At 74.7% G+C, this 16,333-nt stretch carries 11 protein-coding genes; 4 read left to right on the top strand and 7 right to left on the bottom strand.

Annotation, left to right across the window (positions count from 1 at the left end; all coding sequences use genetic code 11):
* Positions 1–19: 19 nt before the first annotated feature.
* The 3 genes from WMF45_RS20585 to WMF45_RS20575 form a co-directional block, all read right to left on the bottom strand.
* Positions 20–433 (bottom strand): phosphorylase family protein, encoded by a 414-nt coding sequence (locus tag WMF45_RS20585; RefSeq protein ID WP_437718582.1) that lies wholly within the window; start codon positions 431–433, stop codon positions 20–22.
* 196 nt (positions 434–629) lie between these two features.
* Positions 630–1,223 (bottom strand): hypothetical protein, encoded by a 594-nt coding sequence (locus tag WMF45_RS20580; RefSeq protein ID WP_437718581.1) that lies wholly within the window; start codon positions 1,221–1,223, stop codon positions 630–632.
* The gene (locus WMF45_RS20575; RefSeq protein WP_437718580.1) at positions 1,220–2,473 is read right to left on the bottom strand and encodes an AAA family ATPase; all 1,254 of its coding nucleotides are present in this window, start codon (positions 2,471–2,473) and stop codon (positions 1,220–1,222) included. Before WMF45_RS20575 ends, WMF45_RS20580 begins: the two co-directional genes overlap by 4 nt.
* 312 nt (positions 2,474–2,785) lie before the next feature.
* On the opposite strand from WMF45_RS20575, the gene WMF45_RS20570 reads away from it, so the two are divergent.
* Complete coding sequence (locus WMF45_RS20570) at positions 2,786–5,500, top strand: dynamin family protein (protein WP_437718579.1); 2,715 nt, start codon at positions 2,786–2,788, stop codon at positions 5,498–5,500.
* Positions 5,501–5,511: 11 nt separating this feature from the next.
* Here WMF45_RS20570 and WMF45_RS20565 read toward each other — a convergent pair whose 3' ends face one another.
* From WMF45_RS20565 to WMF45_RS20555, 3 genes are all read right to left on the bottom strand, one after another.
* Positions 5,512–7,077 carry a protein kinase domain-containing protein gene (locus WMF45_RS20565; RefSeq protein WP_437718578.1) on the bottom strand — a complete coding sequence of 522 codons (1,566 nt, stop codon included), beginning with the start codon at positions 7,075–7,077 and terminating at the stop codon, positions 5,512–5,514.
* 53 nt (positions 7,078–7,130) lie between these two features.
* Entirely contained in the window at positions 7,131–8,720 is a 1,590-nt protein-coding gene (locus WMF45_RS20560) for a 3,4-dehydroadipyl-CoA semialdehyde dehydrogenase (protein WP_437718577.1), read from the bottom strand.
* A gap of 88 nt (positions 8,721–8,808) precedes the next feature.
* A complete protein-coding gene (locus WMF45_RS20555) occupies positions 8,809–10,314 on the bottom strand; it encodes a TolC family protein (protein WP_437718576.1) in 1,506 nt (501 codons plus the stop codon).
* 163 nt (positions 10,315–10,477) lie between these two features.
* Between WMF45_RS20555 and WMF45_RS20550 the strand changes: the two genes are divergently transcribed.
* Positions 10,478–11,524: a hypothetical protein gene (locus WMF45_RS20550; RefSeq protein WP_437718575.1), complete on the top strand. Its 1,047-nt coding sequence runs from the start codon at positions 10,478–10,480 to the stop codon at positions 11,522–11,524.
* Between the two features lie 53 nt (positions 11,525–11,577).
* On the opposite strand, the gene WMF45_RS20545 is transcribed toward WMF45_RS20550, so the two are convergent.
* On the bottom strand, positions 11,578–13,065 hold the full coding sequence (locus WMF45_RS20545; protein ID WP_437718574.1) for a hypothetical protein: 1,488 nt from the start codon (positions 13,063–13,065) through the stop codon (positions 11,578–11,580).
* Between the two features lie 140 nt (positions 13,066–13,205).
* Between WMF45_RS20545 and WMF45_RS20540 the strand changes: the two genes are divergently transcribed.
* Entirely contained in the window at positions 13,206–13,745 is a 540-nt protein-coding gene (locus WMF45_RS20540) for a hypothetical protein (protein WP_437718573.1), read from the top strand.
* 39 nt (positions 13,746–13,784) lie between these two features.
* Positions 13,785–16,211, top strand: coding sequence for a DEAD/DEAH box helicase (locus WMF45_RS20535; protein WP_437718572.1), 2,427 nt, complete (start codon positions 13,785–13,787; stop codon positions 16,209–16,211).
* Positions 16,212–16,333: the final 122 nt, after the last annotated feature.

The raw sequence follows: 16,333 nt of genomic DNA, 5'->3' as shown, positions 1-16,333 counted from the left end.
TGCGCTCGAGGTTGTACGTCTAGATGTCGTGGAAGAACGCGCCCTCACCGCCGTGGTGAGCGACGCGCTTGCCCTCGTCGTAGCTGTAGACCCGGTCGGCGACGATGACGTCGCCGAGCGACACCTCGCCGCGCTTGCCGGCGCAGATGCCGCACATCGCGAGGCACCCTGGATCGAGCTCCTCGATGAGCCCCTGCGCCCTCGCCGCCGCAGCGCTCTCGCCCATCCGCCCTGACCACGCCGCGGCGACGCGGAGCGGCTCGCCACGGTCGTTCGAGAGGTCGCGGACGAAGTACGGGAACCCGCCTGGATCCCGCGCCTCTCGCCAGCCGTCTCGACCGCCATCGCCGAGCGCGAGGACTGCCTCGAGCTCGTCCTGCAGCGCGGTGACGATCAGCGCGTCGACGCGCCCTGTAACGATGTCTGCCGGCACAGGTTCACTCTAACAACAAGCGCTCACGTTCCGGGCTCGGTCCAGGTCGAGACCTGGCCAAACGCTCGTCACCAGGTCCAGGTCGGGACCAGGTCGAACGCTCGTCGCCAGGCGCTGAGCTGGGCCCGCGCCTGTCGGCCGCCTCGTTTTCGGGCGTGGTCCAGGTCGAGACCCGGCCGGCTTCGCCCGCCCCCGTTCAGGCGCTGACGTCGCCTCGGCGCACGAGCGCGGTGAGCGCCTTCACGATCTCCAGGATCGCCTCCACGCGCTGTCGGATGCAATCGCGCACGGCGCGATCCGGTTGCCACGAGATCCTGTTGAAGATCGCGTCGCGGGCGTTGACGTCCTTCTGGAGCGCCTGCGCTACGAGCGATCGCGCGAGGTCCTTGTCGCATTGCTCGGCCGCCTTGATGACCGTCTCCGTGTTCTCCTTCAGCAGGAACACGTGGAGCCGCTCCGGAGCGTCGCACCTGTCCTTGATCGCACGCACCACCGCCGCGTCCTCGGCGCTCTCCGTGATGCCCTCATGCTTGAGCTGGTGGCGTATGGCGTCGTCGTCCACGAGCACAAAGATCTGCTGGCCCTTCGCGCTCAAGCGGCGGATGTCCTTCCGGCAACTCCGCAGCAGGTTCTGCACGCCCTTCATCGGCCGGCCGTCGAGCTTCCTCCGGAGCGCGAAGCGGTCTTCCCCGGCGTCGTCGGTCACGCACGCGACGACGAGGTTGTGAAGGCCGAACTCCTTCTCCGGGCCTCGCTGATCTTCGTACAGGATCACCGCGAGCGGGGTCACGCCCCCTCCCGCCGCGTCAGGATCGAGGCCGCGTGGCCGGCTCCACGCACGTCACCGAGCCCGCGGTAGTCCGTGAGCCAGTCTCGCAGCGCCTCCGGGTCGGGCCGCACGAGCCTCGTGGCGCGGTGCTCATCAAGCTCGCAGAGGACAACCGAACGGGCCGGGTCGGAGAGGCCGTCGAGCAGCCGGTCGGAGTGCGTCGCGAGCAGCACCGGGCGCTCCTTCGCCATGGCCTCGAAGAACCCGAGCACGCGCTGGAGCAGCTCGGGGTGCAGGTGGGTCTCGGGCTCGTCGAAGGCGATGAGGCTCTTCTTCGTGTTCAGCCGGAAGAGAGCCACAAACGCGAGGTAGGTGAGCGTGCCGTCGGAGACCGCGAACGAGGGGATCTGCTCGTCGAGGCCGGCGTACTTGAGCCGCAGGGCGATAGCGCCGCCGCCTGGATCGGCGCGCACGTTGACGGACTCGACGTCGGGACCGAGGCCCAGACGGACGTAGTCCATCGTCTCGCGCCAGTGCGCCTCGGAGAAATCGTTCTTGAGCGCGCTCCATGCGTTCGAGAGGTTGGCTCCGAAGCGCGACAGCGCTTCCGTTGGCTCGATGGTCGCAGCGCTGCGCAAGGGCGAATGCTGACCGCGCGAGCGCTGCACCCAGCGCGCCGTGGTGTCGAAGGGAACGTGGACGTCGATCGCGCGGAGCACGGCCAGCGCTTCACCCACGAGCCAATGCGGTGGGAACTCGCCGAAGGAAGAGAGCGCCAGCCGCCTGGGATCGATGGCGGTTTCGACGGGTGCAGCTCCTTTCTCATCGATCAGAAACCTGAACGAGTTACTCCTGGAGAGCCCCGCCTCGCGCGAGATGATACAGATACGTTGTTCCACGACAGCGTCGCTGTCATCGACCTCACCGCGGACCCAATCAAGGCTCTCGCGCAGGATGACTCCGCTCCTGTCGAGCGCGAAGGAGTACTCGTATCTAGTGTAGGAGTCACCGTCGGGCGCAAAGACCAGGCCGAGCTCCATGTGCTCGGCGCCGACGCGGAGCAGGCCCCCGAGACCGCCGTGGATCTTGTGCAGATCCTCGAGGAAGCTCCCGCCGGCCGCGCGCTGTAGCAGCTCGCACACCTCGATCAGGCTGCTCTTGCCGCTGCCGTTGTCTCCGATGAGGATGGTGAGACCGTCGAGCTGAAGCCGCACATCGGCGAGCGAGCGCAGCCCCTTCGCGAGAATTTCCGTGATGCGGTTGCCTGGCATGACGATCGTTATCGTTACCGACCCCCGCGGTGCGGTCCGCGGCGCCCTCGTAAGTACCCCAAGCGTATGGACGCGGCGTACCTTTTGTCCTTGCCGGTCCGTCCGTCGGTGGCGCATGCGGAGCATCAGCGAAGGCCAGCGCGCCGCTTGCGGTCACCCGGCCGGCTCCGCTGCCCGATGGCGCGCGCCCCGTAGCCCTTCCGGCGAGCTCCTGGCTGGCCCCCGGCCTGATCCCCCGCCGCGCGCCGCCCGCCGCTCCAGCCTTCGCTTCTTCCTGGACGACCGCCCTCCGGGGAGGCTTTCATCCGGCCCATGGCGAGGCTCGTCGAGGCGCTGAACCGGTTCTTCGGGCGGGTCGAGATCCTCGCCCTCGGCCTCGAGAACGAGCGCAGCGCCGCCGAGGCCGCGCTCGCGAAGGGCATGCCCCTCGAGGCCCGCGAGCACGCCCGCACCATCCTCTCCGTGCTGCCCGACTCGGCCGTCGGGCTCGCGCTCTGGGCCGACGCCGCGGAGGACGCGTGGCTCGACCAGGAGGTCGTCGCCTCGCTCACGGATCTCGCGAAGCGCGTCCCGTGGCGCGCCGACGTGTGGCTCCGCCTCGGCCGCGCGGGGCAGCGCATCGGCTGGGACGGCGCGCGCGACGCGCTCGAGCGGGCCACGTCGGCGCCGGAGGAGCGCGACGCGGCGCGCCTCGCGCTGCTCGATCTCTCGGACCTCGACCTCGCCGCGGGCGACCCGGCCCGCGCGCAGCGCTGGCTCGACCGTATCCCGGCGCCGCTCACGACCGTGCCCGACCGCGACGTGGCCCTCCGCCGCGCCGAGTGCGCGCTCGCGTACGGCGATCTCGACGGAGCGCGCGCCGCCGCGGAGATCCTCGGCGAGCCCACCGCGATCGAGGGGCGCGCCGCCCTCGTGCTCGCCCGGCTCTCGCTGGCCGAGGCGAGCGCCGCGGCGGGGTTCCCCGCGGCGGGCTCCTCCGCGGCGGCCCTGCCGCCCGCCGTGGTGGGGCGGGCGCTCGACCTCGGGCTGCGGGCGCTCGTGCTCGACGTCCCCGGCGCGGCGGAGCTCTGCGCCGCCCTGGTCGCCGCCTCCCGCGACGTGCTCGTCGTCGACCGCGTGCGCCGCGTCGTCCGCGCCGCGGGCGCGCTCGACGAGCCGACCTGGGCCGCCGCGTTCGCCTTCGCCGAGGGGCGGCGCGACGACGCGCGGCAGGCGCTCGCGCGCGGGCTCTCCGCGGGCGACCGCGCGGCCGCCGCGGCGCTGCTCCGCATGGCCGTCGAGACCCGCGACCTCGGCGCGCTCGACGCGCTCGTCGCCCGCGGCAAGGACGACGACGAGCACGGCGACGACAAGGAGCCGCGCCGCGCGGCCGCGCCCCCGCTGCCGCCCGACCTCGTCCGGCTGCGCGACGCCGCGGCGATGGCGTCCGCGGGGCAGGGGAGCGGCGCGCTCGACGCGCTCGACGCGGTGACCGGCGAGGGCGCGGCGTGGGCCGACGACATGCGCCGCGCGATCGCGCAGGCGTGGGTGCCCCCCGCGGGCGGCCCCGCCGGGGCCCGCGCCGCCGCCGCGTGGGGCGACGTGCTGCGCGAGCTCGCGCGCACGGCCAAGCTCCTCGACCGGCTCGACCTGCTCGCGGCGATCGAGGCCCTCGCGGTGGAGCGGGAGCGGCCGCTCCGCGCGGCCGTGGTGGGCGAGTTCAACGCGGGCAAGAGCACGTTCCTGAACGCCCTGCTCGGCGAGGACGTGGCGCCGACCGGCGTCCTGCCGACGACCGCCACGCTCCACTGGGTCGCCTGGGCGCCCGATCCGTTCGCGCGCATCGTCGTGCGCGGCGGCCAGGACCGCGTCGTGCCGCACGCGGGGCTGAAGGACACGCTGCGCGCGCTCGCGGCCGCCGGGGACAAGGTCGCGCGGGTGTTCATCTACGCGCCCATCGAGCGGCTCAAGCGCGTCGAGATCCTCGACACGCCCGGCTTCAACGCGCCCGACCCCGATCACATCGCCGAGGCGCGGCGGGCGTTCGACGAGGCCCACGTCGCCATCTGGCTGCTCGACGCGCCCCAGGCGATGAAGGAGTCGGAGCGGCGGGTGCTCTCCGAGCTCAGCGCGCTCGGCGTGCCCGTGCAGATCCTCGCGAACAAGGCCGACCGGCTCAAGCCCGACGCCCTGGAGACGGTGCTCGCGCACGTGCGCGACAGCCTCGCGGCGAGCTCCATCGCCTCGCTCACGCCGCCGATCGCGTTCTCGGCGCGGCTCTCGCTGAAGGGGCGCCTCGGCGACGAGGCGGCGCTCGCGGCGTCGGGGTGGGCCGAGGTCGAGGCGCTCTTCGCCGAGCAGATCGTCGACGCGAGCGACGCGCTCCGCGAGCGCGCGCTCCGCCGCAAGGCGGGCCGCATCGCGGCCGAGCTCGCCCAGGCGGCGTCGGCGCGCGCGGCCGAGGACCGCGAGGCCGGGCGGAGGGCGCGCGCCGAGGCCGACCGGCTCCGCGCGAGCGCGGCGTACCTGCGCCGCGAGCGGCGCGCGCTCGCCGCGGCGATCGACAAGGCGCTCGAGCCGGCGCGCCGGGAGCTCGCGTCCGACCTGCGCCCGATCGCGGCGCTGCCCGAGGAGCGCAAGCGCACCGACGCGAGCGTCCGCGCCTACGTGCAGGAGCGGCTCGTGGCGCGGCTGAGCTGGCCGCTCTCCGCCGAGATCGCGAGGGCGGCGCGGGCCGGCGCGGAGCCGGCGGCGCGCGGCGCGCGCGCCGCGAGCGGCGCCGAAGAAGGGGGCGCCGCGCCGTCGCCGCGGGCGGCGGCCCACGTGCGCGCCGTCCTGATGGGCATGGTGGCGGTCCACGACGCCCCCGACGAGCTCGCGGCGCGCCCGATCGAGGGCGTCGTCGAGGCCGCGATCGACGCGTTCGCGATGGCGCTGTCGGCCGAGGCGGAGGCGCCGGTCCCGCCGCCCGCGTCGGCGGCGATCGAGCTGCGCGCGCAGGCGCTCCGGGCCGCCTTCGAGGCGCCCGTCACGCCGGCCAGCGCCTGAGGCGCGAGGCGTCAGCGGCTCAGGAAGAAGGCGAGCACCCCGAGCGCCAGCCCGATCACCAGCGCCAGCGGCACCACGAGCTTGACCATCCACAGGTCCGTCGGGCGCGCGGGCGGGCGGCGGTCGCGCCGGATCGGCGCCGGCGCGATCTCGATGACGTTCTCGGCCGAGGACCGCGAGGGCGGCCGCGGCCGCGGCGGCGCGGCCGCGGCGGGCGCGCCGGCGCCGCGCGGCGCCTCCGGCCTCGGGGACGGCGCGCGGGCGCCTGCGGCGGGGAGGAGCGGCCCGAAGTCCTTGCGATCGTGGATCACCACGTCGCTCGCCGGCGGATCGCTCGTCGGCGCGACGAGACGCCGCACCGCCGGGAGCGTGCGCGAGAAGTCGTCCGACGTCGGTCCGGCCGGCGCCTCGCGCGGGAGGGCGATGCCGGGGAGCGTCGCGGCGAGCGACAGGATCGCGCTCGACGGCGGCCCGTCCGTCAGCGACGCCTCGCGGAACACGGACTTCGCCAGCGCCTCGCCCCGCTGCGCCGGCGGCGGCAGATCGCCCTCGCGCAGCGGCGGCGCGGCCGTCATGGTGCTCCGGAGCGACGGCGGCATCGCCACTTCGAGGGTCGGCGCGTCCTCGGGCGCGCTCGCCCGGGCGGCAGGGAGCAGCGCGTCCGCCAGGTGGGGGAGGAGCCGCTCGAGCTCGTCGCGCAGCTCGGCCGCGCTCTGCTGGCGCTGGTTCGGCCATTTCGCGAGCGCGGTGAGGATGATCGCCTCGAGGGCAGGGTGGATCTGCGGCAGGAACTGGCTCGGCGCGGGCGGCGGCTTCCGGAGGTGATCCATCGCCACCTCCCACGCGACGGGCGTGGGCGGGAAGGGGAGCCGGCCCGTGACGAGCAGGAACAGGAGCACCCCGCACGCGTACACGTCGCTGCGCCCGTCGATGACGTCGCCGCGGCACTGCTCCGGGGACATGTACGCGGGCGTGCCGACGACCACGCCGACCGTGGTGACCGAGCCCCAGACGCTGATGGGCGCGCTGTTCGGCCCGTCGTCGCCGCCGCCGCGGGTGTTCCTCTCGACCATCTTCGCGATCCCGAAGTCGAGCACCTTCACGCGCTCGACCGACGGATCCGCCGGATCCCGCATGACCATCACGTTCTCGGGCTTGAGATCGCGGTGCACGATGCCCCGCGCGTGGGCGGCGGCGAGGGCGTCGGTGATGCCGATCAGGAACCGCGCGGCGCGGGCCTCGGAGAAGCGGCGCTCGGCGAGCAGGACCTCGAACAGGTCCTGCCCGGCGACGAGCTCCATCACGATGTACGGCAGGTGCCCTTCCACGCCGGAGTCGAGGATCTGCACCGTGTTCGGGTGGTGGAGGCGCGACGCCGCCTTCGCCTCCCGGTAGAAGCGGGTGACGAACGTCTCGTCGCCGAGCAGCTGCGGGTGCATGATCTTGATGGCGACGTCGCGCGGCTCCGCGTCCTGCTCGCCCCGGTAGACCGCCGCCATCGCGCCCTCGCCGATGAACCCGGTGACGCGGAAGCGCCCTGCGATCGTCTTGCCGATGAGTTGCGGGCCCGCGCTCATGAGCGAGACTTCACCATAAAGTCCACGGAAAGAGCTACCCCGGCCTTCGCGATCTACGGCTTCGCCGGCGCGGGGCGGGGCTCGCCCTTCGCCCCGAGGATCGCCTCCAGGATCGGCCGCGACCCCTGCACGGCGGTGCGCTGCGAGTAGAAATGGAGCCCGCGCAGGCCGCCGAGCTCCTCGCCGCCGCCGGCGCGGCCCGGGCCGCCGTGGATCGTCTGAGGGAGGACGGTGCCCGGGCCGGGCGCCTGATCGGCGATCTTCTCGCTGCCGAGGAGGACGCGGCCGTGGTACGGCGCGACGCCGAGCAGCACCTCCGCCGCGAAGGCGCGGTCGTCGCTGTAGACCGAGCAAACCAGGCTCCCGCGGCCCCGGCGCAGGAGCGCCACGGCGTGCGCCGCGCCGCCGTCGTACGGGAAGAGCGTGGCGACGGGGCCGAAGACCTCGTGCTCGTGCGCGGCGGGCGCGCAGTCGGGGCCGCTCGCGACGAGCAGCGTCGGCGGCACGAAGTACCCCTTGCCCGGGGGCACCCCGATCGCCTCGAAGGGCGCGGCGCCGCCGAGCGCCACCGCGGCGCCCGCCGCGAGGCGCTCGATGCCCGCGCGCACGCCGCGGAGCTGATCGGACGTGGTCAGCGGACCCACCGTGACGCCCTCCTGCGAGGGATCGCCGACGCGCGCGTCGCGGAGGCGGTCGACGAGGTCGTCGCGCACGGCGTCGACGACGGCCGCGGGCGCGAAGATGCGGCGGATCGCCGTGCACTTCTGGCCGGCCTTCTGGGTGATGTCGCGCACGACGTCGCGCAGGAACATCGCGTACGTCTCGGAGCCGGGGGCGGCGTCGGGGCCGAGGACGGCGCCGTTCAGGCTGTCGGCCTCGACGTTCACGCGGACGCCGTCGCGCACGAGGCCGGGCGAGAGCCGGAGCGCGGCGCCGGTCGCGCTCGAGCCGGTGAAGGCGAGGACGTCCTCGCCGCCGAGGTGCGCGAGGAGATCGCCCGGCGGGCCGGCGACGAAGGAGAGCGCGCCGCGCGGCAGCGGGGCGCGCTCGGTGAAGATCTTCATCAGCCGGAGCGCGACGAGCGCGGTGCTGGTCGCGGGCTTCGTGATGACGGGCATGCCCGCGAGGAGCGCGCAGGCGGCCTTCTCCGCGAGCCCCCACGCGGGGAAGTTGAAGGCGTTGATGTGCACCGCGACGCCGGGGCGCGGGACGAGGATGTGCTGGCCGAAGAAGCGCGGCGAGCGCCCGAGCTGCACGCCGTCGCCGTCCGTGAGCAGCCGCGCGTCGCCGAGCTGGGCGCCGAGGTCGGCGTAGTAGGCGAGCGTGCCGATCGCGCCGTCGATGTCGAACTTGGCGTCGCCGCGGGTGTTGCCGCCGTTCCGGATGGCGACGTCGATGAGCGCGTCGCGCTCGGCGTGCGCGGCGCGCGACATGGCGCGCAGCAGCTCGCCGCGCTCCGCGAACGTGAGCGCGCGCAGCGCGGGCCCGCCCTCGGCGCGCGCGAACGCCACCGCGGCCGCGAGGTCGAGGCCGTCCGTGCTCGTCTCGGCGAGCGGCTCCTCGGTCGCGGGGTTGACGAGCACGTGCGGCGCGCCCTGGCCGGCGCGCCACTGCCCTTCGACGTAGCTCTCGAGCCGCTCCATCGGCGCGTAGCCTACTCGCGCGGTCGCTCGGCACAACCCCCGCGCGAGGTCGCGGCCGCGCTCGGCGGGCGCACGCCCTGCGCGCACCTCATCTGCACGAGGCGGACGCGAGCAGCGCGGTGATCTTCGCCTTCACCACCTCGAACTCGCGCACCGCGAGATCGAGCTCGGCCTCGCGCTGCCTGCGGCCGGACTCGACGAGATCGAAGCTCGTCGCGGTGCCGGCCTCGAACGCGACCTGCGTGAGGCGCGCGGTCTCGCGCGCGAGGTCGCGCGACTGCTCGGCGACCGCGCGCGCCTGCTCGGCGACGGCGACGCCCCGGACCGCCTGCGTCGTCTCGAGCCCCGCGGTGCGCTCCACCGCCCCGAGGCGCACCCGCTGCTGCTCGACCGCGGCCCTGCTGATCTGGAGATCGCCGTAGCGCGCCCCGCCGTCCCAGAGGGGGACGGTGAGCACGGCGCTGATGGACCACCCCCAGGACCGCGCCCTCCGGGTGGACTCGTCCCCGATCGAGGTGCGGGCGCTCAGCGTGCTCGACAGATCGACGTACGGGGCGAACGCGAGCTTCGCGTCGGTGAGGTTGCGCTCCGCGATCTCGAGCTCGGCCCGGGCGGCTCGGACGTCCGCGCGCTGATCCGAGCGCGCCTCGGCGCACTCCGACTGCACCTCCGCCGCGATCGCGTTCAGCGAGAAGCCCTGCGGGACGCCGACCTCGCCGCGCTCGCCCAGCACGGCCCCGAGCGTCTCCCGCGCCTTGCGCAGCGCCTCGTCGCCCGACACGAGCGTCGCGCGGGCGAGGGCGACGTCCTGCTCCGCGCGGACGACATCGAGCTTCGTGCCGGTGCCGAGGCGCTCGCGCCGCCGGGTCAGCTCGAGCCGCTCGAGCGCGCTCCGCAGCCCGACCCGGTTGATCTCGCTGACCCGCTCGGCCGTGACGATCGAGACGACCGCGTCCGCCACCGCGCCGACGGTGACGCGGCGGCGATCCTCCAGGCTCAGCCTGGCGATGTCCACCGAGCGCCTGGCGGTGCCGATGCCGTACCAGGCGCGCGGGGCGAGGATGGGCTGGCGGAGCGTGAGCGACGCCGACGCGGTCGTCGGCGCGTCCTCGACACCCTGGAACGCTCCCGTCGGCTCCCCAGGGGCGGGAGCGATGCCCGGCGGGAGCCTCACGGCGCCGCCGCCCGCCAGCTCGTGCGTCACGTCGCCGCGCGCGTCGAGGCTCGGGAGCGCCGCGGCGAGCGCCCGCCGCGCGACCCCCTCGGCGCGGGCGACCTCCTGCACGGCGATGGCGAAGTCGACCGAGCGCTGCTCGATCATCCCACGCGCGTCGTTCCAGCTCGCCAGCGTGCGCGCCGGCGGGGGGACCGGCGCGAGCGCCGGGTCGTTCACCTCGATGCGCTGCGGCATCGCCGGGGGCGCGGCGGCCGCCGTCGCCGGGGCCGCCGCGGGCGCCTGCTGGCCCGGCCTCTGCTGAGCCTGCTGGCCCGGTCGACCCTGGGGAGGCGCCGGCTGCGCGAGGGCGACGCCTTGGCACAGGGCGAGGACGGCGAGGTGGCTGACAGCGACCATGCGGAGCCGGCGATGGGGCATGCGCGACTCGATGCGCCGGACAGGGCGCGACGACAAGCCCCGAAGCGGTCAGGGGCGCGCTCCCGCCCTGTGCGCGTGTGCGAAACCGTGCGCGCGGCGAGCCCGCGCCGGGGGTCACGGTCGTGGCGACGAACCGAGGATACGCCACTATTCTGGACCACCGATGCCAAGCCGGTTGCCCCCGATCGACATCTGCCTCGGCTGCGGGACGCGGCGGCGATGCGGCCCCGCGGATCTTTGCGCTCGCTGCGGCGAGCCGCCTCACCGCGCCGTGTGGCGGCGGTCCGAGCCGCGCGGCGCGTCGCCGAAGATCGAGCTGTTCCTGAGCGCGATCACGAGCGGGCTGCTGCTCGCGTACACGGCGCTCTACGGGCTGCTCCTCTCGGGCCTGGCCGCAGCCGCGGACGACTCCCTCGCGGCTGCCGCGCTGTTCGCGGCGAGCGTCCTGCTCGGCGCGCGGCTCGCGCGGTGGATCGTGCGGTCGCTGTTCGATCTCTGGGGCACGACGTGGGCGTACTGCTCGGCCGACGGCGCCCGCAGGGGGACCGTGCGCACGCTCCTCGGGTGGTACGGCGCCGGCGAGGGCGTGAGCCTGACGGGGTTCCACCCGACGAGCGCGGGCTCGACGCTCTTCTGCTCCTCGGACGCGATCGAGGCGGGGCTCCCCGTCGTCGCCGCGAACCTCTCGCGCATCGCGGGGGCGAAGGGCGGCGACGCGTTCTCGCCGTTCGAGGTGCTGATGCTCAGCGCCTTCACGGGCCTCGTCGCGCGCGGCGAGGCGACCATCAGCAGGGCCACGGCGGTGCGCTGGCGGAAGGGCTGGCTCGGCGCCGCGAGGCGCGGCGCGCCGAAGCCGATCTTCACGATCGAGCGCTCCGGCGATCGCGAGGAGGGCAGCGCGATCGAGCGCGAGATCCTCTCGGCGCTGCAGGCCAAGGCGGAGGGCCTCGCGCTCCTCGCGGAGCCCTCGCCGCCGGGGGGCTACCGCGACGCCGCGTGGCGGCCGCCGCCCGCGCGGCTCTGCATCGAGGAGGTGCTGTGCCCCCGCGCGCTCGCGCTGGCGGCGAGGGCGCTCCGGAAGGAGCCCCGCGGCGGCGCTCCGGTCGCGGTCGCCGCGGCGCTCGACGAGTTCGGCAAGCGCGACCCCGCCCGGATGAGCCACCTCCGCGTGCTGCTCGCAGAGCAACACCGCCGCACGCTGTCGGCGTGAGCGGCCGCGCGGCGCTCGGCCGCGCGTCGTCGGTGTGAGCGGCGCCGCGGCGCTCAGTGCCAGACGCCGATGCCGGCGCTCACGCTGTCGTAGCGAGGCGCGAAATCCATCGACGCCTGCAGCGTCAAGGCGGTGTCTGGGATCAGGCCCCAGAAGGTCGTCGAGAGCACGCGGACGTCCGCGCCGAACGTGAAGTGCTGCCGGCCGACACGCCCGCTCCCCAGGCGGCCGAAGCGGTTCGGCTCGTAGTAGCTGCCGAACCGCGTGTGCACGCGGCCCGGGATCGGCTCCGTCTCGATCCCGAACCGCGGCGAGAAGCTCACGTGCGCGCCCGACGTGCCCACCGCCGACGGTCCGTGCTCGCTCCCGGGCTGCTTTTGCGCCAGGAAGCGCTCCAGGCTCACCCCGTTCGACACCGGGCCCGTGACGAGGAGCTCCGCCGTGATGAGCAGGTGCTCGCGCGGCCAGTTCCAGTAGCGCGCGCGCCGCTCCGCCTCGAGGATGGCGGGCCCAGCGGCGAGCTCGCGCTCGTCGGCCGCGCGCTCGCGCGCCCTCTCCGTCGCGAAGACGCGCTCGCGCCGCGCGCGCTCCTCCGGGTCGTCGATGGCGCCGAGCTCGCGCTCCCTCCGCTCTTCCCGCGCTGCCTGCCTGCGGGCGACCGCCTCCCGGAGCTCCCGCTCCTGGACGTGCGGGTCGATCCACGCCGGGTTGAGCGGGCGCGGTCCGACCTGCACGGCGAGGCCGACCTCGAGCTCCCAGGGGAGGACGACCTCGTTTGGCAGGATCAGCCCGCCGGCGCGGCGGACCTGCCCGTCCATCTCCACGCCCTCGCCGAGCAAGCGGCCGCCGTTCACCGGGAATCGGAACGTGGCGCCGAGCCGGTAGGACGCCCAGTCGGGGCGCACGAGCACCCCGAGCTCCGGGGAGACGCCCGCCATGGTCAGGTCGGTCTGCTCGGCCTGGAGGTTGAGCGTCACTGCGCGCGCGCCGGCGCCCAGCACGAGCGAGTCGCCGAGCAGGCGCACCCCGCCGAGGAAATGGTACTTGCCGATCACGACCGTGGTCTCGGCGCCGGCCTCGTCCGTCAGGGAGTACCGTTGCAGCTCGGCGTTGACCCCGGCGCCGAAGTCGCCCGCCTGGAGCTGGCCGCCGAGGGTCAGGTACACGAAATTCGAGTAATCGAGATCGATGTCGCCGCTGTTGTCGAAATCGTTGTTCTCGAAGAGCTCGATGGGCAGCGAGATCGACGCGGCCACGTCCCACTCGAACCAGCGCATGCTGAACGGCTCGCGGAGCGCGGGCGCCGCGGCGTTGGCGACCATGCCGGCGATCCCCTCGGCGTAGCCGGCGTAGGCGCCGGCGATCCCGGTCACGCGCAGCGGCGCCAGGATGGGCCCCTGGAAGAGGTCGATGGTGTAGGCGTTGTCCTGGAGCGGCTGAGCCAGCGCGGCCCCGGGCGGGCCAAGGACGAGGGCCAGCGCGGAGAGCGCCGCAGCGGATCGGCGGGCGATGATGCGGAGCGCCGCGGTCCTGTCGGTCACCTCGCGCTGCTCCCGTCCAACAGCATCTCGTCGCGCCCGCCGCGAGGTGATAGCACTGGCCCGCACGGAAGGGACCGTGGAAGCGGAGCCCGACCGTCGGCGGCCGCGCACCCCTGCCCGCCCTAGGAATCGCAGCTCCCATGCCCGCTCAAGCTCCCGCGCCCATCGCTCCCGCCCCGACCGTGCCGGGGACCGGGGCGGGAGCGCGCCCTCCTGGAGCGAGGCGCCGCCCTGGTGGGCCTCGCGCCCGTGGCCGGCGCATCGCCCTGGTCGCGTACTACAGCTTCGCCGCGCTCATCATCGCCTCGTGCACCCTCCAGCTGATCCGGCAGGTCTTCTTTCTGCCGGCCGCGCCGTCGCCCTACGCGAGCTGCGAGGAGGGCCTCCTGGCGCTCGTCCGGGCCGTCGAGCGCGCCAGGGAGGCCGCCCCCGGGACCGACGGGGAGGACGCCGCCCTCGCCCGGTTCAGGAGCACGCTCGCTCCGGCGTGGACCTACCGGGACGGAGTGGCCGCCTCGTGCCGGGGCTCGGAGGACAACGAGCGCGCTCTCGACGCCATCGAGCGGCTCCGCTATGCGGAGGAGCACGCAGCGCGGCGCGAGGCAGGCGATCTGGCTCCGCTGCGGCGGCGGGTCCGGGCGATCGTCGATGGCCAGCTTGGGCCCGCGTCCCCGAGATAATACCCCGACGCGGCGATCACGCAGGACGATATGACCGACATGACCGTTCCTTCTCCCCCTGCCGCAGTGGCGGGTGAAGCGCAGACCGGCGACAAGCCCCAGCCGCCGCCTACCTTCGATGTGCTCCCCCTGTCGTCCGAGCTGCGCGAGACCCTCGCGGAGATTGGCTACGTCCACCCGACGCCGGTGCAGCTCGCCGTATGGGAGCCGGTGACGCGCGGCCGCGACGCGGTCGTGCAGGCGCGTACCGGCACCGGCAAGACGGCGGCCTTCGGGCTCCCGATCGTCGATCATGCCGTGAAGCGCTCGCTCGCGCAGGCGCAGGTGCTCGCGCTGTGCCCGACGCGGGAGCTCGCGCTCCAGGTCTCGGCCGAGGTCGAGCGCCTCGGCAAGCGCAAGGGCATCAAGGTGGTCGCCGTCTACGGCGGCGCGCCGATGCAGCGGCAGATCGACGCGCTCGCCGCGGGCGCGCAGGTCATCGTCGGCACGCCGGGCCGCGTGCTCGACCACCTGCGCCGCGGGACCATCGTCGCCAAGCACATCCGGCTGCTCGTGCTCGACGAGTGCGACGAGATGCTCTCGATGGGCTTCGAGCGCGAGCTCACCGCGATCCTCGCCGAGCTGCCGCCGGAGCGGCAGACGCTGCTGTTCTCGGCGACGCTCCCGCCCGACATCGAGCGCATCGCGCGCAGCAAGCTGCGCTCGCCCGAGTTCATCACCCTCTCGGGCGACGCCGTCGGCGCGCTCCAGATCCAGCACTACGTCTACCTGATCACGGGTGACAAGCTGACCTCCCTCATCCGCATCATCGAGGTGGAGAACCCCGAGAACGCGGTCGTCTTCTGCAACACGAAGGACGAGACCGAGGCGGTCGCCGGGGCGCTGAAGCGCCAGGGCTACGACGCCGACTGGCTGAACGGCGATCTGCCGCAGTCCGATCGCGAGAAGGTGATGAGCGCGACGCGCGAGGGGCGCCTGCGCTTCCTCGTCGCCACCGACGTGGCCGCGCGCGGCATCGACATCTCGCACCTCACGCACGTCATCAACTACGATTTCCCGCAGGACGCCGAGGCGTACGTGCACCGCACCGGCCGCACCGGCCGCGCGGGCCGCACCGGCACGGCGATCGCGCTGATCACGCCGCAGGACGTCGGGCCGCTCTACATCCTCCGGCTGACGTACAAGATCCGCCCGCTCGAGAAGCAGCTCCCCACGGAGGGGGAGCTCAAGACGCGCGCCGAGGCCGATCTCGTCGCGATGCTCGCCGAGGCGTTCCTGTCGAAGGGCACGCACCGCGACGATCTCTCGCTCGCGCGCCGGCTGCTCACGCACGACCAGGCCGAGGCGATCGTGGCGGGCCTCCTGCGCGATCACCTCGGCGCGCGGCCGACGGCGCAGGAGGAGGCGAGCGCCGCGCGGCGCGCCCAGCAGCCGCAGCGCGCGGCGGCGCGCGAGAGCGAGGGGCGCGGCACGGATCCGTCGACGAAGCCCGAACCCGCGGCGCGCGGACGGGCGGCGCGGGACGCGAGCCCCCGCGCGGCCGACTCGGCCGAGCCGCGATCGCCCGAGACGGAGCGCAGCGAGCGCGAGCGCGAACGCGAGCTGGCGCGCGAGGGCGATCGGGACCGCGGACGGGAGCGCGATCGGCGATCGCTGCGCCTCCGCCGGGACGAGGGGCGGCGAGGCCCTCGCGGCGCGGACGCGCCCGGGGGGGAAGAGCCGCGCCGGCCCGAGGGGGCGCGGGCGCGCGACGACGGCCCCGTCTCGGTGGAGCCGCTCACGCGGCCGGAGCCGCTGATGCGGATCGAGCCGCCGCGAGGCGAGGGCGGGTCGGGCCGCGGCCCGGCGGAGCGCCTGCGCGATCGGCCCGCCGCGACGCTGCTGTCGGCGCGCCGCGGCGCTGGCGCCCCCGGCGCCGCGCCGGGCAGGCCTCAGGGCGGCGCGTCGGGACAGCCGTTCTCGCGCCACGCCGACTTCACCATGTGGCAGCCGCCCGAGGAGGAGGGCGACGACGAGCCGATCCTCGGCGAGCCTCCGTCTCCGGCGCCCGGCACGCCTGTGTCGCGCGGCGGCGAGCGCGAGCGTGCGAGCGGCGCCCTGCCGTTGGCCACCGGCGAGGCCGCGGCCGAGATCGAGAGCGGCGAGGCCGGCGAAGCGCCGCGCGCCGAGCCCTCTCGCGACGAGGCGGAAGGAGAGTTCGTCGAGGTCTTCATCAACCTCGGGCGCCGCGACGGCGCGCGCGCGGCGGATTTCCAGCGCGCGCTCATCGAGCGGGGCGGGATGGCCAAGGGAGACATCCGGCGCATCCGGGTGCGCGAGCGCAACGCGTTCGTCAGCGTCCCGAAGGCCGAGCTCACGCGGGTCGTGGCGACGCTGAACGGCGCGATGATCGCGGGCAAGGAGGCGCGCGCGGAGCAGGCTCGGGAGCGCACGTCAAGCGCCGAAGAGGTGGCGGAGGACGCCTGAGCGCGGGTCGCGCGGCTCGACGCAAGAGCGCCTGTCCGCTGCCACATGGCGGCGGAGCGGGCTCCACGCGGGCGTTTCAAGCGGTTCCGCGCGGCGCAAGACACCGCCCGGCGGCGCAGGTC

This window comes from Sorangium sp. So ce448 (genome assembly GCF_051520915.1).
Classification (GTDB): Bacteria; Myxococcota_A; Polyangia; order Polyangiales; family Polyangiaceae; genus Sorangium; species Sorangium cellulosum_B.
Note: the sequence above shows the minus strand (reverse complement) of the source record. Positions and strands in the feature narration are given on the sequence as shown.